Origin of the sequence: Rhodococcus wratislaviensis, from assembly GCF_041228765.1 — a bacterium.
In the GTDB taxonomy this organism is placed as follows: domain Bacteria; phylum Actinomycetota; class Actinomycetes; order Mycobacteriales; family Mycobacteriaceae; genus Rhodococcus_F; species Rhodococcus_F wratislaviensis.
Genome location: NZ_CP150488.1, coordinates 2,494,780 through 2,514,670, shown reverse-complemented (window position 1 = coordinate 2,514,670; position 19,891 = coordinate 2,494,780). Strand labels below are relative to the sequence as shown.

General features: G+C 67.6%; 22 protein-coding genes. 6 read left to right on the top strand and 16 right to left on the bottom strand.

Features of this window, described 5'->3' with window-relative positions; all coding sequences use genetic code 11:
• Window positions 1–12: 12 nt before the first annotated feature.
• Window positions 13–1,278 carry an enterobactin transporter EntS gene (gene entS, locus WKC72_RS11315; protein ID WP_370182627.1) on the bottom strand — a complete coding sequence of 422 codons (1,266 nt, stop codon included), beginning with the start codon at window positions 1,276–1,278 and terminating at the stop codon, window positions 13–15.
• A gap of 146 nt (window positions 1,279–1,424) precedes the next feature.
• Between entS and WKC72_RS11310 the strand changes: the two genes are divergently transcribed.
• Window positions 1,425–1,673: a phosphopantetheine-binding protein gene (locus WKC72_RS11310; protein WP_037230874.1), complete on the top strand. Its 249-nt coding sequence runs from the start codon at window positions 1,425–1,427 to the stop codon at window positions 1,671–1,673.
• 75 nt (window positions 1,674–1,748) lie between these two features.
• Window positions 1,749–3,092 (top strand): YhgE/Pip domain-containing protein, encoded by a 1,344-nt coding sequence (locus WKC72_RS11305; protein WP_112302542.1) that lies wholly within the window; start codon window positions 1,749–1,751, stop codon window positions 3,090–3,092.
• 1 nt (window position 3,093) lies between these two features.
• Here WKC72_RS11305 and WKC72_RS11300 read toward each other — a convergent pair whose 3' ends face one another.
• Window positions 3,094–3,303, bottom strand: coding sequence for a hypothetical protein (locus WKC72_RS11300; protein ID WP_128641443.1), 210 nt, complete (start codon window positions 3,301–3,303; stop codon window positions 3,094–3,096).
• A 123-nt stretch (window positions 3,304–3,426) separates the two neighbouring features.
• Between WKC72_RS11300 and WKC72_RS11295 the strand changes: the two genes are divergently transcribed.
• Complete coding sequence (locus tag WKC72_RS11295; RefSeq protein ID WP_370184332.1) at window positions 3,427–4,962, top strand: bifunctional 3'-5' exonuclease/DNA polymerase; 1,536 nt, start codon at window positions 3,427–3,429, stop codon at window positions 4,960–4,962.
• An 83-nt stretch (window positions 4,963–5,045) separates the two neighbouring features.
• The gene (locus WKC72_RS11290) at window positions 5,046–7,268 is read left to right on the top strand and encodes an MMPL family transporter (protein WP_370182625.1); all 2,223 of its coding nucleotides are present in this window, start codon (window positions 5,046–5,048) and stop codon (window positions 7,266–7,268) included.
• Here WKC72_RS11290 and WKC72_RS11285 read toward each other — a convergent pair.
• The 6 genes from WKC72_RS11285 to WKC72_RS11260 are packed head-to-tail and all read right to left on the bottom strand — an operon-like array spanning window position 7,265 to window position 11,075.
• Window positions 7,265–8,116, bottom strand: coding sequence for a DNA-3-methyladenine glycosylase (locus WKC72_RS11285; protein ID WP_370182624.1), 852 nt, complete (start codon window positions 8,114–8,116; stop codon window positions 7,265–7,267). The two genes, WKC72_RS11290 and WKC72_RS11285, sit on opposite strands and share 4 nt — an antisense overlap.
• On the bottom strand, window positions 8,113–8,769 hold the full coding sequence (locus tag WKC72_RS11280) for an alpha-ketoglutarate-dependent dioxygenase AlkB (RefSeq protein WP_037231036.1): 657 nt from the start codon (window positions 8,767–8,769) through the stop codon (window positions 8,113–8,115). The genes WKC72_RS11285 and WKC72_RS11280 overlap by 4 nt, the downstream gene beginning before the upstream one ends.
• Window positions 8,770–8,774: 5 nt before the next feature.
• Complete coding sequence (locus tag WKC72_RS11275; RefSeq protein ID WP_370182623.1) at window positions 8,775–9,485, bottom strand: 2OG-Fe(II) oxygenase; 711 nt, start codon at window positions 9,483–9,485, stop codon at window positions 8,775–8,777.
• On the bottom strand, window positions 9,482–10,084 hold the full coding sequence (locus WKC72_RS11270; protein WP_112302537.1) for a methylated-DNA--[protein]-cysteine S-methyltransferase: 603 nt from the start codon (window positions 10,082–10,084) through the stop codon (window positions 9,482–9,484). Before WKC72_RS11270 ends, WKC72_RS11275 begins: the two co-directional genes overlap by 4 nt.
• Window positions 10,081–10,572: an RNA polymerase sigma factor gene (locus WKC72_RS11265; RefSeq protein ID WP_370182622.1), complete on the bottom strand. Its 492-nt coding sequence runs from the start codon at window positions 10,570–10,572 to the stop codon at window positions 10,081–10,083. The genes WKC72_RS11270 and WKC72_RS11265 overlap by 4 nt, the downstream gene beginning before the upstream one ends.
• On the bottom strand, window positions 10,569–11,075 hold the full coding sequence (locus WKC72_RS11260; RefSeq protein WP_037230903.1) for a methylated-DNA--[protein]-cysteine S-methyltransferase: 507 nt from the start codon (window positions 11,073–11,075) through the stop codon (window positions 10,569–10,571). Before WKC72_RS11260 ends, WKC72_RS11265 begins: the two co-directional genes overlap by 4 nt.
• Window positions 11,076–11,169: 94 nt before the next feature.
• Between WKC72_RS11260 and WKC72_RS11255 the strand changes: the two genes are divergently transcribed.
• Entirely contained in the window at window positions 11,170–11,721 is a 552-nt protein-coding gene (locus WKC72_RS11255) for a hypothetical protein (RefSeq protein WP_037230905.1), read from the top strand.
• Here WKC72_RS11255 and WKC72_RS11250 read toward each other — a convergent pair.
• From WKC72_RS11250 to WKC72_RS11235, 4 genes are all read right to left on the bottom strand, one after another.
• Window positions 11,718–12,455 (bottom strand): SDR family NAD(P)-dependent oxidoreductase, encoded by a 738-nt coding sequence (locus WKC72_RS11250; protein ID WP_370182620.1) that lies wholly within the window; start codon window positions 12,453–12,455, stop codon window positions 11,718–11,720. The genes WKC72_RS11255 and WKC72_RS11250 overlap by 4 nt on opposite strands.
• The gene (locus tag WKC72_RS11245; RefSeq protein WP_037230913.1) at window positions 12,452–13,477 is read right to left on the bottom strand and encodes a phosphotransferase family protein; all 1,026 of its coding nucleotides are present in this window, start codon (window positions 13,475–13,477) and stop codon (window positions 12,452–12,454) included. The genes WKC72_RS11250 and WKC72_RS11245 overlap by 4 nt, the downstream gene beginning before the upstream one ends.
• Window positions 13,474–14,685: an acyl-CoA dehydrogenase family protein gene (locus WKC72_RS11240; protein WP_370182619.1), complete on the bottom strand. Its 1,212-nt coding sequence runs from the start codon at window positions 14,683–14,685 to the stop codon at window positions 13,474–13,476. The genes WKC72_RS11245 and WKC72_RS11240 overlap by 4 nt, the downstream gene beginning before the upstream one ends.
• Before the next feature lie 99 nt (window positions 14,686–14,784).
• Complete coding sequence (locus WKC72_RS11235) at window positions 14,785–15,405, bottom strand: TetR/AcrR family transcriptional regulator (RefSeq protein ID WP_112302531.1); 621 nt, start codon at window positions 15,403–15,405, stop codon at window positions 14,785–14,787.
• Between the two features lie 119 nt (window positions 15,406–15,524).
• Here WKC72_RS11235 and WKC72_RS11230 point away from each other — a divergent pair, with 119 nt between their 5' ends.
• Window positions 15,525–15,983: an SRPBCC family protein gene (locus tag WKC72_RS11230; RefSeq protein ID WP_037230919.1), complete on the top strand. Its 459-nt coding sequence runs from the start codon at window positions 15,525–15,527 to the stop codon at window positions 15,981–15,983.
• Here WKC72_RS11230 and WKC72_RS11225 read toward each other — a convergent pair.
• Genes WKC72_RS11225 through WKC72_RS11210 form a run of 4 tightly spaced genes read right to left on the bottom strand, consistent with a single transcriptional unit; the run spans window position 15,980 to window position 19,801 of the window.
• Window positions 15,980–16,969, bottom strand: a complete 990-nt coding sequence (locus WKC72_RS11225) for an NADPH:quinone oxidoreductase family protein (RefSeq protein ID WP_112302530.1) — start codon at window positions 16,967–16,969, stop codon at window positions 15,980–15,982. The genes WKC72_RS11230 and WKC72_RS11225 overlap by 4 nt on opposite strands.
• A 3-nt stretch (window positions 16,970–16,972) precedes the next feature.
• On the bottom strand, window positions 16,973–17,731 hold the full coding sequence (gene fabG, locus WKC72_RS11220) for a 3-oxoacyl-ACP reductase FabG (protein ID WP_037230925.1): 759 nt from the start codon (window positions 17,729–17,731) through the stop codon (window positions 16,973–16,975).
• A complete protein-coding gene (locus WKC72_RS11215) occupies window positions 17,728–18,969 on the bottom strand; it encodes an acyl-CoA dehydrogenase family protein (RefSeq protein ID WP_037230928.1) in 1,242 nt (413 codons plus the stop codon). Before WKC72_RS11215 ends, fabG begins: the two co-directional genes overlap by 4 nt.
• A gap of 22 nt (window positions 18,970–18,991) precedes the next feature.
• A complete protein-coding gene (locus tag WKC72_RS11210) occupies window positions 18,992–19,801 on the bottom strand; it encodes an SDR family oxidoreductase (RefSeq protein ID WP_370182616.1) in 810 nt (269 codons plus the stop codon).
• Between the last annotated feature and the right edge of the window lie 90 nt (window positions 19,802–19,891).

Here is a 19,891-nt window from a genome sequence, read left to right as displayed (position 1 = left end):
CAGCTGACAGCGTCACTGTGCCGCTGCCGAGAGGTCGTCCTCCTCGGCAGCGGCACTGCTGTAGGTGCGCAACCCCTTCAAGGTCAGCGCGAGAACCGCGAGCACCACGATGCCGCCCGCCCCGTAGAGCAGGAACGCCTCACGCGGACCCACCGCGGCTCCGACGGCACCCGCGACGAGCGCTCCGGCAGCCGAGCCCGTGGAGATCTGGGCGCCCCACACACCGGCGACGCGTCCGCGGTATTCCTCGGGCGTCTCGGTCTGGATGACCGCGTACCGGAGGATGTCACCGAGGACGCGGCCGAATCCGTGTGCGGCGAGCCCGAGGAACGTGACCGCGATCATCGGGACGGCTCCGACGCCGATCAGCCCGGCCGACGCGATCATGGCCGCGAGGAACACGATCAGGCCACCGCGACGAGCAGTTCCCGTCCAGCCACTCGTGAGTGATCCGGTGAGGGCTCCGACCGCGGGGGCGCTGTAGAGCAGTCCGGTCGCCGCCGGGCCGGCGTGGAGGACCTGGCTGGCGTAGGCGGGCAGCAGCACGTTCCAGCCGGTCAGCATCATGGCGCAGAACCCGACCAGCAGCGTCCCGCCGACGACGGAGTCCTTGGCGGCGTAGGTGAAGCCGCTGGCGATCGACCGGAGCGGACTCTCGGTGTTCTTGACCGGCGGCGGCAGCGACGGCAGCCTGGCGATGCAGTACGCGGTGATTCCCGAGGACACCGCGGCCAGAACGTAGTTGGTGCCCACGGACGTTGCCGCGATGATCACACCACCGATGGCTGGTGACGCGACCGTGCCGAGGTCGGCCATCACGGTCATCAGGGCACCGGCGGCGGCCATCTTGTCCTTGGGGAGCAGCGACGGGATCACCGCCATCAGCGCGGTGGCGGAGATGCCGCCGGCGAGCCCCTCGATCACGCCGCACAGGTAGATGATCCACAACTGGGGTGTGGGGAGGAACGCGTTGACCGCGAGAATCGCGAAGGCCACACCCGCTGCGGCGCGGGCGAGCGAGATGACCGGCCTGCGGTCGTACCGGTCGGCGATCACGCCTCCGAACAGGGTGCCGATGAACACCGACGAGCCCACGACGATGCTGGCCGCGCCCACTGCCAGTGTGGAATTCGTCATGTCGTACACCTGCAGCGGCACCGCCACCAGCAGCAGACCCAGACCGAAGATGGAGATTGTGCGGGCAATGAAGATATATCGGAACTCGCGACTCGTCCGTAGAGGCGTCAAGTCGATTGCGTATCGCGATAATCCGGCCATTGTCATCCATTCACATTCGGTTGCAACAGCTCTCCGTTTCGCCGTTCGCGCGGAGAGCAACTATGCTTAGGCTTCACTAACCCAGCAACCTACCCCATGTCGTCGAATCGGCTCAACGGGCCGCGGTTCGACCGACGCACCGGAGGATGACAGTGAGTTCCGCTCCCAGCACAGTTCCGACCCGCGACCGAATCCGCGCCGACGTAGCCGACGTGCTCGACGTCCCGGTCGCCGAGATCGACGATTCCGCGAACCTTCTCGACGAGGGAATGGACTCCGTGCGCGTGATGGCGCTGGTCGAACGATGGCGAGCGGACGGCGTGCAGGTGGATCTCGTGGACCTCGTCGGCGAGCCGACACTCGACGCCTGGTTCGAGGTCACGGCAGCGCGATGAACGGTTCCACCGCCTACTCTTGATCCGGCTGGTCGATCCCAGGGTCGGCCCGGACACGGGAGGATGCGAGGGGACATGGCTCACGAAACCAGCGGTGCAGGCAGGATGAGCGTGCTCCGGACACCACGGTTCTGGATCGCTCCCCTGCTCCTCGTCTCCGTCGTCATGTCCCTGCTCGCCGCGCTGTACATGGGGGGAATGCTCAATCCCCCCAAGCATCTCAACCACTTCCCCATCGCCCTCGTCAATCAGGACGAGGGCGACACCATGCCCAACTCCGATCCGCCGCAACAGCAGAATTTCGGCGACCAGATCGCCGCAGGGCTCGTCGAGGGTGTCGATCCGAACAAGGTCGACCTCCGGCAGATCGGGATCGCGCAGGCCCAGTCCGCGCTGGACAACGGGGAAATCTACGGCGCGATCGTCATACCGAGCGACTTCACGAAGCGCACCTTCATCCTTGCCCAGGCGAGCGTGATCCCAGGGGACGTCGAACGTCCGGTGATCACGATCTACACGAACCCCCGCGCGGGCACGATCAGCGCGAACCTCGTCCAGAACATCGGTGAGATGGCATTGGACAAGGCCAATCAGACGATGGGCGAGCAGCTCACCACCCAGGTGACGCAGCAACTCCAGGCGACCGCCCCCGACCTCCAACTGTCGGGGGCCAGCCGGCTCGTACTCGACGACCCCATCGACGTGCGGGTCGTGGCCCACAACCCGCTGCCCGACGGCACCGGTTTCGGCCTGGCGGCGTTCTACTACGCGCTCCTGATCGTCCTGGCCGGTTTCACCGGTGCGACCATCGCGAGCACCCTCATCGACGGCATGCTCGGATTCACTCCGACCGAGGTCGGGCCGCTGTACCTGCACAACGAGGCGGTCCCGATCTCACGTTTCAACACCCTGCTGATCAAGTGGGCGGTGATGGTGCTGCTGGCGATGATCGTGTCGGGTCTGTACCTGTGGATCAGCTCTGCCCTGGGCCTGCCGATCACCGACCCGCTCGCCCTGTGGGAGTACGGCGCCTTCGCGATCGCCGCCGTCGGGATCACGGCGATGTCCGTGATGGCCGCATTCGGCAACCTGGGCCTGCTCATCAACCTGCTGGTGTTCGTTGTCCTGGCGTTGCCCTCGTCGGGCGGCACGATCCCACTCGAGGCGGCGCCGCGGCTGTACACCTGGCTCGGCGAGTTCGAACCGATGCACCAGATCTATATCGGGGTTCGCGCCATCATGTTCTTCGGCGCCGCGGGCGACGCAGGGCTCATCCACGCCGTGTGGATGACCCTCGCCGGCCTCGTCATCGGCCTCGTCTTCGGTGCCGTCATCACCCGGTTCTACGACCGCAAGGGTTTGCATCGCCGCCACAAGGCGCAGACCGAACCCGAACCGGTGGACGCAGCAGGGGCGTGAGTCACGCGGGCGTGGACGACCAGGCCGTGCCGAACTGTTCGTACCAGGGATGCGGGGCGGGCATCGCCGCCAGGATCCGTTCGACGAACCGATCGGGGTCGCCGAGTTCGGCGAGTCCGACTCCGCGGCGCTCGTAGTCGGCGAATTTGTCGTGCAGTCCGGCGATCACCTTGTCGGTCACCGTCTGCTCGAACTCTTCGATGGTTGCCATCGGATGCCCCTCCTTCCGGCGAGAAGCGTCTGCGTTTCAGTGTAGTGCCGACCTGCGGGTTTGCCCTCGTCCGGCGGCGGATTATCGACTGTCGGTGGCGCAGAGCAGACTGGGCCCGTGAGAATGGTCCTGGTTCCCGACGCCGATGGTGGCGCGACGACCGTTCGCACCGATCCTGCGGGCGTTCCGGTCGAGTCACCCCGTCGTCATTCGGACGTCGTGGCGGCGGTCCGCGACATCGAGCTCACCGAACATCCTCGCTGGGTCTGGACGAGTACCGCGGCCGTCTACCCGGCGCTGATGCGGGCGGGGGTGCGGGTGCGGCGCTGCCAGGACCTCGCGCTCACCCAAGCCATCCTCAGCATGCGCGACGGTGTTCCCGCGCCACCGCCGGACGAACCCGTCGACGAACGCCCCGGCCTGTTCGAAACCACACCCACCACGGATCCGGCGCAGGTGGTGGCGGACTTCGCGGAACAGCGGAAGACGATCGGTGACGATGCGCGGCTCGACCTGCTGGTGGCCGCCGAATCCGCGGGAGCGCTGGCCGCCGCAGAGATGAGTTTCGACGGGCTGCCGTTCTCCAGCCGTACCCATCGCACCTTCCTCGAGGCGGCGCTCGGGCCGCGGCCGGCCGGGTACGACCTCCCGCAGCGCATCCAGGACGTGACCGTGGAGATCGGGGCAGCATTCGGCCGTCGCATCAACCCGGCGTCCCACGTCGAGGTCGTCGACGCGTTTCGCCGTGAGGGCATCGAACTCGCGTCGACCCGCAAGCACCTGCTGCGCGAGGTCGATCACCCCGCGGTGCCGCTGCTCCTGCGCCACCGGGATCTGTCGAAGCTGTTCAGCACTAACGGATGGCAGTGGCTGGACAGCTGGGTCCGCGACGACCGTTTCCGGCCCGTGTACGTCCCCGGCGGCGTGGTGTCCGGCCGCTGGGCGAGCCGCGGCGGCGGCGCACTGCAGATTCCGAAACCGCTGCGGTCGAGCGTGATCGCCGACCCCGGTCACACGTTCGTCATCGCCGACGCCGGCCAACTCGAACCCCGCATCCTGGCCGCCATGTCGGGTGACGCCCGCATGGTCGCCGCCGCGGGCGCCGACGACCTGTACGCACCGGTCGCGGCGGAGACCTTCGACGGCGATCGGGGCAAGGCGAAGGTCGCGATCCTCGGTGTCCTGTACGGCGCCACCGCAGGTGAGGCCCGTTCCCTGCTCACCCTGCTGCGCACCCGCTTTCCGGTCGCCGTCGAATATGTGGAAAGGGCGGCCCGCGCCGGAGAACGCGGCGAGGTCGTGCACTCGTGGCTCGGCCGGGCGTGCCCGCCCCCGTCCCCCGATTTCTGGTCGCACGGCGACGCGCGTTCCCGCGGCCGATTCACCCGAAACTTCGTGGTGCAGGCCACGGCATCCGAGTGGGCACTGTGCGTTCTCGCGGACCTGCGGCGCCGACTGGCCGACGACCCGGACAGCGAACTCGTCTTCTTCCAGCACGACGAGGTGATGGTGCATACCCGGGACCCCGAGTCGGCGACGCGGCACGTGCTGGGCGCGGTCGAGGTAGCCACCCGGTTGCTGTTCGGCGAGACGCGGGTGCGGTTCCCGATGGATGTGGCGGTGCGGGACTGCTACGCCGAAACGTCCGACGAGGCCTGACGCGCGCGGATTTCCGGTGTCGCCGGCGCTCTCGACATGGTGTACTGGGACGCACTGCTGGCGGGGGCGGCGAAGGAGAACCCATGACGAAGCTGGATTCGACGGACTCGAGCACCAGCGGCGAGACGCCGCGCAGATTCCGCTGGCCTGCGTTCACCATCGTGGCCATTGCGATCATCGCTTTCTTCGCGGGCGGATTCGGGGGTTCGTTCCAGGGAAAGCTCACCGAGGTCCAGAAGAACGACAACGCCGCCTACCTGTCGAGTTCAGCGGAATCGACGATCGTCACCAACGAATCGTCCAAGTTCCTCACGGTCGAAACGATCCCCGGTTTCGTGCTGTTCCACAGCGACGCTCCGCTCACCGAGCAGGACAAGGCTGCCGTCGCCCAGGCCCGTGAGGCCATCGCGGCGGTAGACGGCGTCGACGCCGAAGGGATGTCCCAGCCACAGTTCTCCGAGGACGGCACCACGGCCTCGGTCTTCGTTCCCCTCGTCGCAAAGGAGGACGGCACCGCGGTTGCCGGCGACGTGCTCGCCGCCACCGAAGAGAACGTCCTCACCGCAGCGAAGGACGCGGCGGCCGCGCTCGAGGTGCTTCCGGCCGGTCCCGGTGGGCTTCTGGTGGCGTTCATCGACGCGTTCGCCGGGCTCGACGGTGCACTGCTGGGCGCCGCTCTGCTCGTGGTCGTCTTGATCCTGCTGGTGGTGTACCGCTCCCCGGTGCTGTGGTTCTTCCCGCTCTTCTCGGCGCTACTCGCGCTCGGCCTGGCGTCGATGGTCATCTACTTCCTCGCCAAGGCGGAGGTGCTCACGCTCACCGGACAGAGTCAGGGCATCCTGTTCGTCCTTGTGATCGGTGCGGGCACCGACTATGCGCTGCTCCTGATCTCCCGATATCGGGAAGAACTGCACTTCTACCCCGGCCGGTTCGACGCCATGGTCAGGGCGTGGAAGGAATCCGCCCCCGCCATCACCGCGTCGGCGGTCACCGTCATCCTCGGCCTGCTGTGCCTGACGTTCTCCGAACTGAACTCCAACAAGAGCCTCGGGCCGGTCGCCGCGATCGGCATCGCGTGCACGTACCTCGTGATGATGACGTTCCTGCCCGTCGCACTGTCCGCGGCGGGACGGTGGGTGTTCTGGCCGCGGAAACCCAAGGTGGACGAGGCCGCGGACCTCACCACGCACGGTCTGTGGGGCAGGATCGCCGCCCAGGTCGGAAGCAAGGACCGCCCCCTCTGGATCGGTACGACGGTGCTGCTGGCCGTGCTGTTCCTCGTCGGCATCGGCAGTCTGAAGACGGACGGGCTGTCGTCGTCGGAGAACTTCACCAACCGACCCGACGCCGTCGTCGGTCAGGAGTTGTACGACTCCAAATTCGATCCGGGTGCAGGCGCGCCCGCCGTCATCGTCACCAATGCCGATCAGACGGATGCGGTCATCGCGGCGGTGAGCGGTGTGGACGGGGTGTCGACGGACCCCGGCGCCGTGTGCCCGCAGGTCGACGTCGAGAAGCTGTCCGCACTCGTCAAGTCGAACCCGGCCGCGGTGGCGTCGGCGGCCGGGCAGGGGTGTGCACCCGACTTCCTCACGGCCGCACCGATCGACGGGCAGATGGTCGTCAACGTGACACTCGCCGACTCGTACGACTCCCCGGAAGCCCTCGAAACGGTGAAACGCCTGCGCGACGCGGCGCACGCCGTGCCCGGTGCCGACGCGCTCGTCGGTGGCAGCACGGCAACCACTCTCGATGTGCAGACGGCGTCGGTGCACGACCGCAACCTGATCATCCCGATCGTTCTCGTCGTCATCTTCGTCGTGCTCGCCCTCCTGCTCCGCGCACTGCTCACGCCGATCATCCTCATCGCCACCGTGGTCCTGTCGTTCGCGGCGACCCTCGGGGTCTGCGGACTCTTCTTCACCCACGTCTTCCATTTCGCGAACGCAGATCCGGCGTTCCCGCTGTTCGCGTTCGTGTTCCTCGTGGCGCTCGGCATCGACTACAACATCTTCCTGATGACCCGGGTCCGCGAGGAAACCGAGGAACACGGCACAAAATCCGGTGTGCTGCGCGGATTGGCGGTGACCGGCGGTGTCATCACGTCGGCCGGTGTCGTGCTCGCCGCGACGTTCGCGGTGCTGGGCGTGCTTCCCCTGGTGTTCCTCGCCGAGGTCGGTTTCGCGGTCGCGTTCGGTGTGCTGCTCGACACGATCATCGTGCGCAGCATCCTCGTCCCGGCGCTCTCCCACGACATCGGCAAGAAGATCTGGTGGCCGTCGGCGCTGGCGAAGGCCAAGGACTAATACGCTTCTGCCGTCCACAGGTGGAACAGCGCGTAGGCCCGCCACGGTCGCCACGACTCGGCGAGTTCCGCTGCCTGCCTGCCGGTCCTGACCCGCAGCGCGCGTTTGAGGACGAGGTCGTCGGGGGTGAACGCGTCCGGGTCGGCCAGCACCCGCACCGTCAGATAGTCCGCCGTCCACGGACCGATGCCGGGGAGCGCAAGCAGACCGGCCCGGAACTCGGCCGGGTCGGTGTCCGCGCCGAGGCGCAGACCGTCGGACGCGGCCTCGGCCAGCGCGAGCACCGTCTTTGCCCGGGCGCCGGTGAGGCCGAGGGTCGAGCGCAACAGTTCGGGTGAGAGCGCAGCGAGCGTCTCCGGTTCGGGGAACGCGAAGAATCCGTCGTGCACCGGCCTGCCGTACGCGTGCACGAGTCGGCTGCCGAACGTCCGGGCCGCCGCCAGCGAAACCTGTTGTCCCAGAACGGTCAGAACCGCGGTTTCGAACCCGTCCACGCTCCCCAGGCGCCGCAGACCCGGTCGTAGTGCCACCAGCGGTGCCAGTTGAGGGTGACGGCTCAATGCGGCATCGATCGGCAGTGGATCCGCGTCGAGGTCGAGCCAGCGCCGGACCGCGGCGGTCAGCGCCTCGACATCTCCCGGATCCGCCGGTGTCAGGTGCGCCTCGACGTACCCGTCGGCGGGACGTACGACGACGGACACCAGCGCGGGCCCCCGCGGACCGTTCACCACCCGGGTGTGGGTTCCGTCGGGGTCGTGTCGCTCGAGCCCGGACACGGTGTGGGCGCGGAGCGCGCCCCACAACGGCGCATGGGTGAACGGACCCCGGTACGGCAGGTGCACTCTCATGTGTCCTCGAGTCCCGTCATCCGCAGCGTGATGTTCAGCCGGCCGGTCGTCAGTCCGCAGTCCGGATCGCTCGTGCCGGGAAACACTTTCGGCACTCCGTGATACGCGAAGCGCGCCTCGCCGCCGAACACGAAGAGGTCGCCCGACAGCAACTCGACGTCGGTGTACGGCTTGGTGCGGGTGGTGGTGTTGCCGAAGCGGAACACACATGTGTCGCCGATGCTCAACGACACGACGGGCGCATCGGACCGCTCCTCCTTGTCCTGGTGCATGCCCATCTTTGCGGTGTCGTCGTAGAAGTTGATCAGCGCGGCATCGGGTGTGTACCCGTCGGCCGGCTGCCCGTAGGCCGCGCTCACCGCCCGCCTGCCGAGTTCGACCAGCCAGTCGGGCACCGGTGCGACACGGCCGCCACCCGCGTCGTCGGCGGTACGCGAGTAGGCATACGGCTTCCAGTGCCAGCCGAGGCACACCGTCTGCACCGACATGCGGTGACCCGTCGGCAGTTGCGCTGCCCGCATCGGGACCGGTGCGGTGGCCCAGCGCCGGCATTCGACCACCAGGTGGCGTTGCTCGGCCGGGGTGAGCCAGTCGGGGACGTGGACGGCGCCGGGCGCCACCACGGTTCGGGGGCGGGGTATCAGGGCGGACATCACGGTCACTCGGCGTCGTGCAGGACCAGGCCGAGCGTCCGGCGGGTGCCCCGCCGGACGGTGCTGACACCGTGCCGTACCGGTCCCGTCGACCAACCGCGGGTCGAGCGCACGGGCCTGTCCCTGGTGGTGAAGATCAGCGCGTGCCCCTGCTGCAGCGTCGTCACCGTGCCCCGGGACTGGGCGCGGGGCCGCTGCTCGACGAGCATGAACTCACCGCCCTCGTGGTCCACTCCCGGACGGTCGAGGCCGATCACCACCTGCAACGGGAACACCAGGTCACCGTAGAGGTCGCGGTGCAGGGCGTTCCAGTCGTTCGCGCGGTAGCTGAGCAGGATCGGTGTGGCCCGTTTCTGACCGGCGTCGTGGCACATGTCCAGCCATTCGTCCAATGTGTCCGGCCACGGCGAGGGCTGCTTCAGCTTGGCGGCCCAGTCCCGAGCCACGGGAAGCAGTTTCGGGTAGAAGGCGGCACGCAGTTCGGCCACGACCTCCGGTAGCGGGTAGCCGAAGTACCGGTACTGTCCCGAGCCGAAGCGGTGCCGGGCCATGTCGACGGTGGACCGGAAACGCTCGACCTCCTCGTACATGTCCGCGATCCGACCGCACTCCTCGGCGGTCAGGATCTGCTCCGATTGCGCGCATCCCGCGGCATCGGTCTCGGCGTGGAGACCCTGCCAATCCAGGTCGTCCACGCGTTGTGTCACGGTAGTCATGCCGCTGCCTCCAATGTCAGCAGTATCGACTTGGCCTCCGGCCCACCCGCGTACTGGCCCATGCTGCCGTCGCTGCGGACCACCCGGTGGCAGGGAACCACGACCGGGAGCGGGTTGAGGGCGCAGGCCGTTCCGACCGCGCGCACTGCTTTCGGACTGCCCGCGGCCGACGCGACTGCGGCGTAACTCGCGGTGTGCCCGTAATCGATCTCGGGAAGATGGTGAAGAACCTCGAGCCGAAATCCCTTGGACAGCCTGAAGTCCAGCGGGATGTCGAAGCTCGTGCGCTCGCCGAGGAAGTATTCGTCGATCTCGTGGGCCACCCGGTCGAGCCGGGCCGGTGCACGCAGGATCCGGGGGCTGATCTGCTCGGCGAGGGTCTGCAGTACGGCGTCGTGATCCTGGTTGGGGAAGGCGACCCGCACGAGCCCGCGATCGGTGGCGGCGAGCAGGAGCGAACCGACAGGAGTATCGAGTGTCCGGTACGCGACGTCGAGGAGCCCAGCTTCGGCGGCGAGGGCGGCGAGGCGCTCACGCAGATTCTGCTCGACCGCGGAGTCCGACGTGGACAGGGCGTAGACGATGTCGGGGATGTTCATGTGATGTCTCCACTCACAGAGATCGAGAGGGTCTTGCGTAGCGCCGCAATGCCGTCGGCGGCCGCCCGCCGCGACGCGTCCGGGGAGTTGCCGAGGATCACCGCGATCTCGGCGTACGGCAGCCCGGCCAGGTAGTGATACGCCACCGCTGCCCGCTGCTTCATCGGCAGGGCGCCGACCGCGTTCCACAACTCGGGGTCGTGAACGCCGGGAAGTCCGCGGTCGGTGGTCTGCTCGGGAAGCTCGTCGGTGGGGACGGGCCGCCGGTCGCGCGCGCGGATGTGGTCGAGCGCTTTCCGGTGCGCGATCGTGACCAGCCACGCCTCGACGTTGCTCCCCGGACGCAGCTCGGGGTACGCCCGCATCGCGGCGATGAACGTCTCCGACCAGGCGTCCTCGGCGTCCACCGGACCGACCACGGCCCGGCAGACTCGCAGCACCGTCGGGCCGTGCTCGGCCACGATGTCTTCGAACGGCTTCAGGGTCATCGGCTCAGCCGGAGTCCCGCCCGTTCCGCTTCGCGTTCGAGCAGGAACCGTTTGCGGTCGAGCCCGCCCGCGTACCCCGTCAGGCTGCCGTTGCTCCCGATGACGCGGTGGCACGGAACGATGATGCTGATCGGATTCCTGCCGTTCGCCGCCGCCACCGCGCGAACCGCGGTCGGGGTGCCGAGGGAGTCGGCCAGCTGACCGTACGTCCACGTCTCGCCGTACGGGATGGTGCGCAGGGCGTCCCACACCCGTTGCTGGAACGGGGTGCCTCGCGCCGCGAGCGGGACAGTGAAGTCGGTGCGCCTGCCGTCGAAGTATTCGGTGAGCTGGGTGGTGGCCACGTCGAATCCTCCGGTGTCACGCTCCCCGAACGTCGCGGGATTGGGCTGATGCCGGTGCTCGACCATGTAGATGCCGCTCAGCACCCCGTCGACGCTCACCAGCGTCAGGGGGCCGATCGGTGAATCGATGACTGTGTGTGCTGCGCGGTCGGCATTCACGGTGCCAATCCTTCCAGGTGTGCGGGTCTCTGAAAGGTAGACGTCTGCCACGACCGAAACGTGAGGTGCGAAATGCATCAGGCAGGATGGGCCGATGGCTCTCGTACAACTCGGCACCCGCGACCTGGTGCGTACCCTCACCGGGATCGCCCGGTGGTCGGCGGACACCGCTGAACTCGTCGTCTCCCTTCCCGGCCGGATCGGCGTCCTTCTGGACCAGGTCGAGGTGCTGATTTCCCGCATCGAGGCGATCAGCGACGGCGCCGAGATCGCGGTGGCGAAGGCGAACGCGGTTGCGGAGGCGGCGGCCACCGTGGTCTCCACCGCCGGGCACACGTCCGCGTCGGCGCAGACCCTGATCGGTCTGTACGAGCCGCTGGCAACGAAGGCCGCCCCACTGGCCCAGCGGTTCGTCGACGACCTCACCGAGGAGGAGATTCACGCCGCGATCGGATTGGTGAACCACCTGCCCGAGCTGACCCTGCGCATGGAGGGGCTGATGCCGATCCTGGCGACCCTGGACACCGTGTCGCCGGAGATCCACCAGCTCCTCGAGGAGGTTCAGGGCGTGCGTCAGGCGATCCAGGGCGTGCCCGGTTTCAAGTTCTTCCGCAAGCGGGGCGAGGCGCAGGAGGACGAGGACTAGGCGCGGTAGCCGTCTGTTCCGGCGCGTCCGACGACGATCTTCGGGACCACCGCACGCGACGACAGCCGCAGCAGGGCGTCGACGAGTTCGACGATGTCGTTGACCTCGATCATCGCCTCGGGCGGGATCGTGTCGTGGATCCACGCGGACATGTCGGTGTCGACGTACGCCGGGGCGAGCGCGGTCGCGGAGACGCCGTTGCCCGACTCCTCCACGTTCAACGTCTCGGTCAGGGAGATCAGCGCGGCCTTGGTCGCCCCGTAGACGGCGAGCCCCGCTTCGGCGTACACGCCGGTGATCGACGCCAGGGCCACGACCTTGGACCCCCGTCTCGGGTTCTCCGCCGCACCGGTCCGGAGCAGCGGCAGCGACTGCTGCAGCAGGCTGAACGGCGCCCGCAGGTTGACTTCGAGGCTCTTGTCGAATCGGTGCATGGGAAACTCGCCGATGGCGCCTGCGGTTCCCACCCCGGCATTGAGGACCAGTGCGTTCAGTGAGCCGAAGGCGTCGGCGTGCGCCTCGACGACGCGTCCCGCCGACTCCTCGTCGGCGAGGTCACCTGCGACCACGACGACGTCCTTCGCGCCCGCGGTCCGCAGTTCGGCGGCCACCGACTCGAGCCGCTCGCGATCGCGGGCGGTGATCGTCAGCCCGTACCCCTGCTCGGCGAGGCGGGTGGCAATGCCCAGTCCGATGCCACGCGAGGCGCCGGTGATCAGCGCGGTGCGGCTCATACGGTCTGTCCTTTCAAGGCGCGCAGGCCGGCCGCGATGAATTCGGGCACCGCGTCGCCCGCTTTGTCGAAACCCTCACCGACGGTGGCGCCGACCCGGTAGCGGTGGTTGATGCCCTCGGCGATGACGGCGAGTTTGAAGTTCGCGAGCGCCAGGTAGAAGTTCCAGTGGACCAGTTCGCGCCCCGATGCCACGGTATAGCGCTGCGCGAGATCGTCGGCAGACGGCAGTCGAGGGCTCGTCCAGGCCGCCGGTTCGCCGAGCACCAGGTCGAGAGCCGGATGCCGGTAGACGCACATCAGGGCGACGTCGGTGAGCGGGTCGCCGAGGGTCGAGAGTTCCCAGTCGACGACCGCCGCAACGGTGCTCACGTCGCCGGCCGCGAGGATGGTGTTGTCGATGCGGTAGTCACCGTGCACGATCGACGACTCCGACTGCTGCGGAATCGATTCGACCAGCGCGGCATGCAGTCGGTCGACGTCCGCGGAGTCCGTCGTCTTCACCCGCCCCCACTGACTCGCCCACAACGTGACCTGCCGGGCCACGTAGCCGTCCGGGCGGCCGAGCGCGCCCAGTCCGACGGCGTCGTAGTCGACGTTGTGCAAAGCGCCGAGCACACGGACCAGTTCGCCGGTGCACGCGTCGATGTCGTCGCCGGACAGCGCCTCGAGATCCGACTTGGTCCGGATCACCTGGCCCGTCACGTGTTCCACCACGGTGAACGGCGCGCCCATCACACTGTCGTCCTCGCACAGCGCGACGGTGGCGGCCACCGGGACGTCGGTGCCCTGCAGCGCCGACGTGATACGGAACTCGCGGGCCACGTCGTGCGCCGAGGGTGTGAGCCCCGCGGTGGGCGGCCTTCGCAGCACCCACCGCGAGGAGTCGTCGAAGATGGCGTAGGTGAGGTTGGACTTGCCGCCTGAGATCAGGTCGGCCCGCAACTCACCGTCGAGAGGAACGTCCGACTCGGACAGGAACTTCCGCAGCGCAACGAGGTCGAGCCCCCGATGTTCGCTCATGCGCCTGCCTCCCGTGCGGCCTTCTTCGCGGCACCCACGACACGCTTGGCGATGGCCCAGCGGTGCACCTCGGACGGTCCGTCGTAGACGCGGAACGGTCGCACCTCGCGGGACAGCCGGGCGAGGGGCAGGTCGCCGGACACACCGAGACCGCCGCACATCTGGATGGAGCGGTCGACGATGCGGAAGATGGCCTCGGACGCGTAGGTCTTCGCGATGGACGTGGAGTTGCTCGCATGGCCGCCCTGATCGAGTTCCCAGCACGCCCGCGTCAACAGTGCCCGGGTTGCCGCGATGTCGATCTCGTTGTCCGCGACCATCTTCTGGACCATGCCGAGATCGCCCAGCTTGCCTCCGAAACCGTCACGTTGCGCGACGTGTGCCACCGCGACATCGTGGCCGCGGCTCGCCGCGCCGAGCCAGCGCATGACGTGCGTCATCCGCGCGGGCCCGAGCCGGACCTGGGCGTAGGCGAATCCCTGGTCCACCTCGCCGAGAACCCCGCTGTCGGGGACGAACAGATCCTCGAAGAACACCTCGCAGTGCCCACCGATCATTGCCCTGTCGAGGGTGTCGATGTGACGACCCACCGTCAGCCCCTCGGCGTCGGCAGGCGTGAGGAACATCGTGGCGCCGCCGCGGTCGCCGGGCACGCCGGACGTGCGGGCGAAGATGATGAAGAACCCCGCGCCGTCGGCACCGGTGATGAAGTACTTGTGGCCGTTGATCTTCCACCCGCCCGGCACCTTCTCGGCGCGCGTGGTCAGCGCCGAGGGGTCGGAGCCCGCCCCGGGCGACGGCTCGGTCATGGCGAACGCCGACCGCATGTCGCCGTGCGCCAGCGGGGCGAGGAACCGCTCCTTCTGCTCGGGGCTGGCGATGTGCGCGAGCATGTGGACGTTGCCTTCGTCGGGTGCGCCGATGTTCAGGGCCGTCGGACCGAACAGCGAATAGCCCGCAGCCTCGAAGACGGGCGCGCGATCGGTCATGTTCAGGCCGTGTCCGCCGTACTCGACGGGTGCGTGGGGGGCGAAGACGCCGGCGTCCTTGGCTGCCTTCTGCAGCTCCACGCGCAGGGTGTCGCCACCGGCCGCTGTGATGTCGCCGCCGTGCTCGTCCTCGATGGGCAGCACGACTTCGCGGGTGAACGCCTCGGTCTTCTCGACGAGCGCGGTCACCTCGGGTGCGTAGGACAGATCGATCGCCACAACTTCCTCCAGTCAGTACGGCGACTCCAGTACCGACCGATCACTCGCTCGGTCGAAGTCGTCCCCGACAATTCCACACCTTCGGAAGCCGGTCAAGACTCAGTCGGACGCGCCGACCGTGCTCCTCGCGATCGCCAGGTACCGCTCGACCAGTTCGTCGGGCGACAGCGGACCGTCCTCCCGGTACCAGGTGGACACCGCGACACACATCGTGACGACGGCACGGCTCGCGTCCTCCGGGAACGGCGTCCGGAACAGCCCGGCGGCGACTCCCTCACGGACGATGTCGTCCAGCATCTCCTGCTGCTCGTCGCGCAGCGCGATGTACGCCTTCCGGCTCTCCGATTCCATGCTCCGCGTCTCACGGGACGCGACGAAGGCCTGCTCGCGCCGGTACATGTGGAACCGCAGCAGCGACTCGATGACCGCGTCGAATCGCTCCCCCGGTGTCGGGCCAGCCTCGGCCACAGCCGCGTGGCTGCGATCGAGGAGTTCACGCATCACCGCGTTCGTCAGCCCCACCAGCAGCGCCTGCTTGGAGGGGTAATGGTGATAGAGACCGGGGACCGAGAGCCCGGCGCGCGATGCGATCTCACGGATCGACGCGCCGTCGTATCCCTTCTCGACGAACGCCGCCAGCGCCGCGGCCAGAACCTTGGACAACCCCTGGTCGGTGTACTCACGCCAGGAACTGCCACGCTGGGTGCCCTCTACCGTCATGGGTCCTACGGTAGAACAGGTACCCGCCGCTCCCCTGCTGTGGTCGCGGGAGTTGACTAGAGTCGAACGAGGTCGCCCAGATCGACAGCCTTCTCCGACAGAGAGCCAGGGACCACCTGATGATCCACGTCCGTCACTCCGCGATCGCAGCCGTGCCCATCCACGTGGCGTTCGCGTACATCGACGACTACCGGACGGTCCCCGACTGGATGTTCGGAGTCTCGGAGTTCCGTCCGATCGGGGAATTCGACCAGGGGATGGAGTCGACCTTCGACGCCGCGATCCACATCGGCCCCAGCACCCTGCGGTCGCGGCTCGAGGTCACCGAGTGGGAGCAGGACCGGGTCATCACCCTGGCGTCGCTCGACGGCGCCGCCAACTCCTCCACCTGGGAGTTCACCGCTCACGGTGAGGACAAGACCGAGATCAGCGTCGACTTCGCGTACAAACTCCCCGGCGGTATCGCCGGCAAGGCCCTCGGTCTCATCGTCGAACCGTTCGTCGAAACGGCCGTGAAGAACACCGAGGCGACCTTGCGGCACAACCTCGAGGAGCTGTACGCGAAGCGCAACCGCTAGCGGCCGGGCAGGAAAGCCAGCCGTCCGACCGTCGTACCCTCGCCGAGTCGCGCAATGCCGTCCGCGACGTCGGTGAGCCCGAGCCGCTCGCTGATCATCGGCTTGATCTCGCCGGCGGCGGCCATCCTCGTCAGCTCGTCGTGGCACTCCCGGATCGCAGCGGGGTTGTAGGCGTTGTACAGCCCCCAGTGCAGCCCGATGATCGAGTAGTTCTTGATCAGCGCATGGTTCAGCCCCGGTGACGGGATGGTGCCACTCGCGAATCCGATCACGATGATGCGACCCTCGAACGCGATGCACTTCGTCGACTTCGTGTAGGAGTCGCCGCCCACCGGATCGAACACGACGTCGGCACCGCGACCGTCCGTGAAGTCCTTCACGGCCTGGACGAAGTCCTCGCTGTGCCGGTCGATCACGAGGTCGGCCCCGAGTTCCCGCGTGTAGGCCGCCTTCTCGGGCCCGCCGACGACGCCGATCACCGTGGCGCCTGCCGCCTTACCCAGCTGCACGGCCGCGCTGCCGACACCGCCTGCCGCAGCATGCACGAGCAGCGTTTCGCCGGGCTGGATCTGCGTTCTGCGGTGCAGCGCAAACCATCCCGTCTGGTACCCGATCGACAGCGCCGACGCCTCGGCGTCGTCGAGCGCCTCCGGGGCGGGAAATGCGGTGGCCGAGGACATGACGGCCAACTCGGCGAACCCGCCGTTCGGCAGGCTCGGCATGCCGATCACCCGGTCGCCGACGGAGAACTCGGTGACACCGTCGCCGAGCCCCACCACCTCGCCGCACAGCTCCACACCGGGAGTGAACGGAAGCGGCGGCTTGATCTGGTACTCACCGCGGCACAACAGCACATCCGGGAAGTTGGCGGCCGCCGAGAGAACCTTGACCAGCAACTCCCCGGGCTTCGGTTCGAGGTCGGGGACGTCCTCGAACGTCAGAACGTCCCTCGGCTGCCCCAATTCGTGTACACGCCACGCCTTCATCGATCAGTCCTTCGGTCCACCGGCGACGTAGACGACCTGACCCGACACGAATCCGGCGCCCTCGCTGACGAAGAACGATGCGGTGTGTGCGATGTCCTCGGGCTGCCCGACGCGGTTCACCGGGATCTGCGACGCCGCCGCCTTCTTGAAGTCCTCGAAGCCGACACCCACCCGCTCGGCGGTGGCGGCGGTCATCTCGGTCTCGATGAAGCCGGGCGCGATCGCGTTCGCCGTGACACCGAACTTGCCGAGCTCGAACGCCAGTGTCTTGGTGAAGCCCTGCATACCGGCCTTGGCGGCCGAGTAGTTGACCTGCCCGCGGTTGCCGAGCGCCGAGGTGCTGGACAGGTTGACGATGCGGCCGAACTTCGCGTCCACCATGTGCTTCTGCACGGCCCGCGACATCAGGAACGCACCGCGCAGGTGCACGTTCATGACCGCATCCCAGTCGTCGACGGTCATCTTGAACAGCAGGTTGTCGCGGGTGATCCCGGCATTGTTGATCAGAATGGTCGGGGCGCCCAGTTCATTCGCCACCCGCTCGACTGCGGCAGCGACCGACGCCTCGTCGGCGACGTTCGCGCCCACGGCCAGCGCTTCGCCACCGGCGGACTTGATCGCGTCGACGGTCCCGGCACATGCCGCCTCGTCGAGGTCGAGGACGGCGACCGCGTAGCCGTCGTCGGCCAGTCGCTTCGCGACGGCGGCACCGATCCCGCGGGCCGATCCGGTGACGATGGCGGTTCTACGTTCCTGACTCACTTGTTTCCTCCATGCTGGTTGTTCTCGGTCTTCGTACGGTATTTACGCAGTTCTCTTCTCGCGATGGACATTTTGTGGACCTCGTCCGGTCCGTCCGCGAGACGCAAAGTCCTCAGATGGGCATACATCATGGCGAGCGGGAAGTCGTCGGTGACGCCGGCCCCACCGTGCACCTGAATCGCCCGATCCACAATCTTCAACGCAATATTCGGAGCCGCCACCTTGATCGCCGCGATCTCCGTCCGCGCCTCCTTGTTGCCCACCGTATCCATCAGATACGCCGCCTTCAGCGTCAACAACCGGATCATCTCGATCTCGATCCGCGCCTCCGCAATCCAATCCTGAACATTCGCATTCTCACTGACCGGCTTGCCGAACGTCACCCGCGACGACGCCCGACGACACATCAACTCCAACGCACGCTCCGCCATCCCGATCGCCCGCATGCAGTGATGAATCCGCCCCGGACCCAACCGCGCCTGCGAAATCGCGAAACCCTCCCCCTCCCCCTTCAGCACATCCGCCACCGGCACCCGCACATCCGCGAAATCGATCTCCGCATGCCCCTCACGATCCTGATACCCGAACACCGGCAACCCCCGCATCACCGTCACCCCCGGCGCATCGATCGGCACCACCATCATCGACTGCTGCCGATGCGGCGCCGCCGACGGATCCGTCTTCCCCATCACAATCAACACCTTGCAATTACGATGCAACGCATTCGACGCGAACCACTTCCGGCCGTTGAGCACATACTCCTCACCGTCCCGCACCATCGACAACTCCACATTCGTCGCATCCGAACTCGCCACCGCCGGCTCCGTCATCGCGAACGCCGACGCCATCGTCCCCTCCAGCAACGGCCTCAGATACTTCTCCTTGTGCTCGGCCGTACCGAACAACTCGAGCACCTCCATGTTGCCCGTATCCGGCGCATTGCAATTACACGCCTCCGACGCAATATGACTGCGCCCCATGATCTCCGCCAACGGCGCATACTCGAGATTCGTCAACCCCGCACCCGTACCCGGATGCGGATGGAACAAATTCCACAACCCCCGGCGCCGCGCCTCCGCCTTCAACTCCTCCAACACCGGCGGCTGGAAATGCGGATCACCCGACTCCCGCATCTGCTCCTCGTACACCGCCTCCGCCGGATACACATGCGAATCCATGAACTCCAGCAGATCGGATTGGTATTGCCGGGCGCGATCGGATAGGTCGAACAGCGACATTCGGACTCCTCGTGCGGTCGGGTCAGGACGGCTGGGCGAGGAGCGTGGCCTGGTAGCGGCGCATTCCCCGGATCCATCGGTCGTAGTCGGCGCCCTTGTGCCGGTACATCTCCAGCACTTCGGGGTGCGGAAGGATCAGGAACTGTTCGGCTTCCATTGCGGCGAGCACGCATTCGGCCACCTCGGACGGTTCGAGCACCGAACCCGCGGTGGTGACGGCGCGCGCGGCGGTGGCCGACAGGGCCGCGTCGTCGGTGAGCAGCTTGGTGTTGACGCCCATGGGGCACAGGCAGCTGACGCGGACGCCCTTGTCGCCGTACGTGACGGACAGCCATTCGGCGAATCCGACGGCGGCATGCTTGGTCACCGAGTAGGGGGCGGAACCGATCTGAGTGAGCAGCCCGGCGGCCGAGGCCGTGCTGACGAAGTACCCCTCGCCGCGCTCGATCCAGCCGGGGACCAGGCGGCGTGCGGCCCGGATGTGCGCACGGACGTTCACGTCGAGGGCGAGGTCCCACACGGCGTCGTCGGGCTCGAGGTCATCCCCTGCTCCGACGCCCGCATTGGCGAAGTAGAGGTCGACGGGGCCGAAGGCATTCTCCGCGGCGTCGATGACCGAGGCGATCTGTGCATCGTCGGACGCGTCGGCTTGCACCGCAAGCGCAGCGCCGGGGTGCTCTGCGTCGATTCTTCGGACGATCGATTCCAGCGCGGTGCCGTCGAGATCGGTGACGACGACCCTGGCACCCTCTGCGGCGAGCCGCTCCGCGAGTGCACCGCCGATTCCACCACCGCCACCGGTGACGATGGCAACCTTCTGCGCAACCTGCACGAGATTCCTCCCTCGAGGGGACACGGACGTGACCCCAGTCTTCCACAGAAATCACCTGAACCCGGTGTCGGATTCAGTTTCGCCGACCTG

Coding starts and splice junctions, on each gene's coding strand:
- WKC72_RS11255 (WP_037230905.1), top strand. CDS start 11,170: ATGGCTCTCGTACAACTCGGCACCCGCGACCTGGTGCGTACCCTCACC.
- WKC72_RS11285 (WP_370182624.1), bottom strand. CDS start 8,116: ATGAGAGTGCACCTGCCGTACCGGGGTCCGTTCACCCATGCGCCGTTG.
- entS (WP_370182627.1), bottom strand. CDS start 1,278: ATGGCCGGATTATCGCGATACGCAATCGACTTGACGCCTCTACGGACG.
- WKC72_RS11310 (WP_037230874.1), top strand. CDS start 1,425: ATGACAGTGAGTTCCGCTCCCAGCACAGTTCCGACCCGCGACCGAATC.
- WKC72_RS11275 (WP_370182623.1), bottom strand. CDS start 9,485: ATGACTACCGTGACACAACGCGTGGACGACCTGGATTGGCAGGGTCTC.
- WKC72_RS11235 (WP_112302531.1), bottom strand. CDS start 15,405: ATGACGGTAGAGGGCACCCAGCGTGGCAGTTCCTGGCGTGAGTACACC.
- WKC72_RS11250 (WP_370182620.1), bottom strand. CDS start 12,455: ATGAGCCGCACCGCGCTGATCACCGGCGCCTCGCGTGGCATCGGACTG.
- WKC72_RS11225 (WP_112302530.1), bottom strand. CDS start 16,969: ATGAAGGCGTGGCGTGTACACGAATTGGGGCAGCCGAGGGACGTTCTG.
- WKC72_RS11245 (WP_037230913.1), bottom strand. CDS start 13,477: ATGAGCGAACATCGGGGGCTCGACCTCGTTGCGCTGCGGAAGTTCCTG.
- WKC72_RS11270 (WP_112302537.1), bottom strand. CDS start 10,084: ATGAACATCCCCGACATCGTCTACGCCCTGTCCACGTCGGACTCCGCG.
- WKC72_RS11295 (WP_370184332.1), top strand. CDS start 3,427: ATGGTCCTGGTTCCCGACGCCGATGGTGGCGCGACGACCGTTCGCACC.
- WKC72_RS11280 (WP_037231036.1), bottom strand. CDS start 8,769: ATGTCCGCCCTGATACCCCGCCCCCGAACCGTGGTGGCGCCCGGCGCC.
- WKC72_RS11290 (WP_370182625.1), top strand. CDS start 5,046: ATGACGAAGCTGGATTCGACGGACTCGAGCACCAGCGGCGAGACGCCG.
- WKC72_RS11230 (WP_037230919.1), top strand. CDS start 15,525: ATGATCCACGTCCGTCACTCCGCGATCGCAGCCGTGCCCATCCACGTG.
- WKC72_RS11305 (WP_112302542.1), top strand. CDS start 1,749: ATGGCTCACGAAACCAGCGGTGCAGGCAGGATGAGCGTGCTCCGGACA.
- WKC72_RS11300 (WP_128641443.1), bottom strand. CDS start 3,303: ATGGCAACCATCGAAGAGTTCGAGCAGACGGTGACCGACAAGGTGATC.
- WKC72_RS11215 (WP_037230928.1), bottom strand. CDS start 18,969: ATGTCGCTGTTCGACCTATCCGATCGCGCCCGGCAATACCAATCCGAT.
- WKC72_RS11265 (WP_370182622.1), bottom strand. CDS start 10,572: ATGACCCTGAAGCCGTTCGAAGACATCGTGGCCGAGCACGGCCCGACG.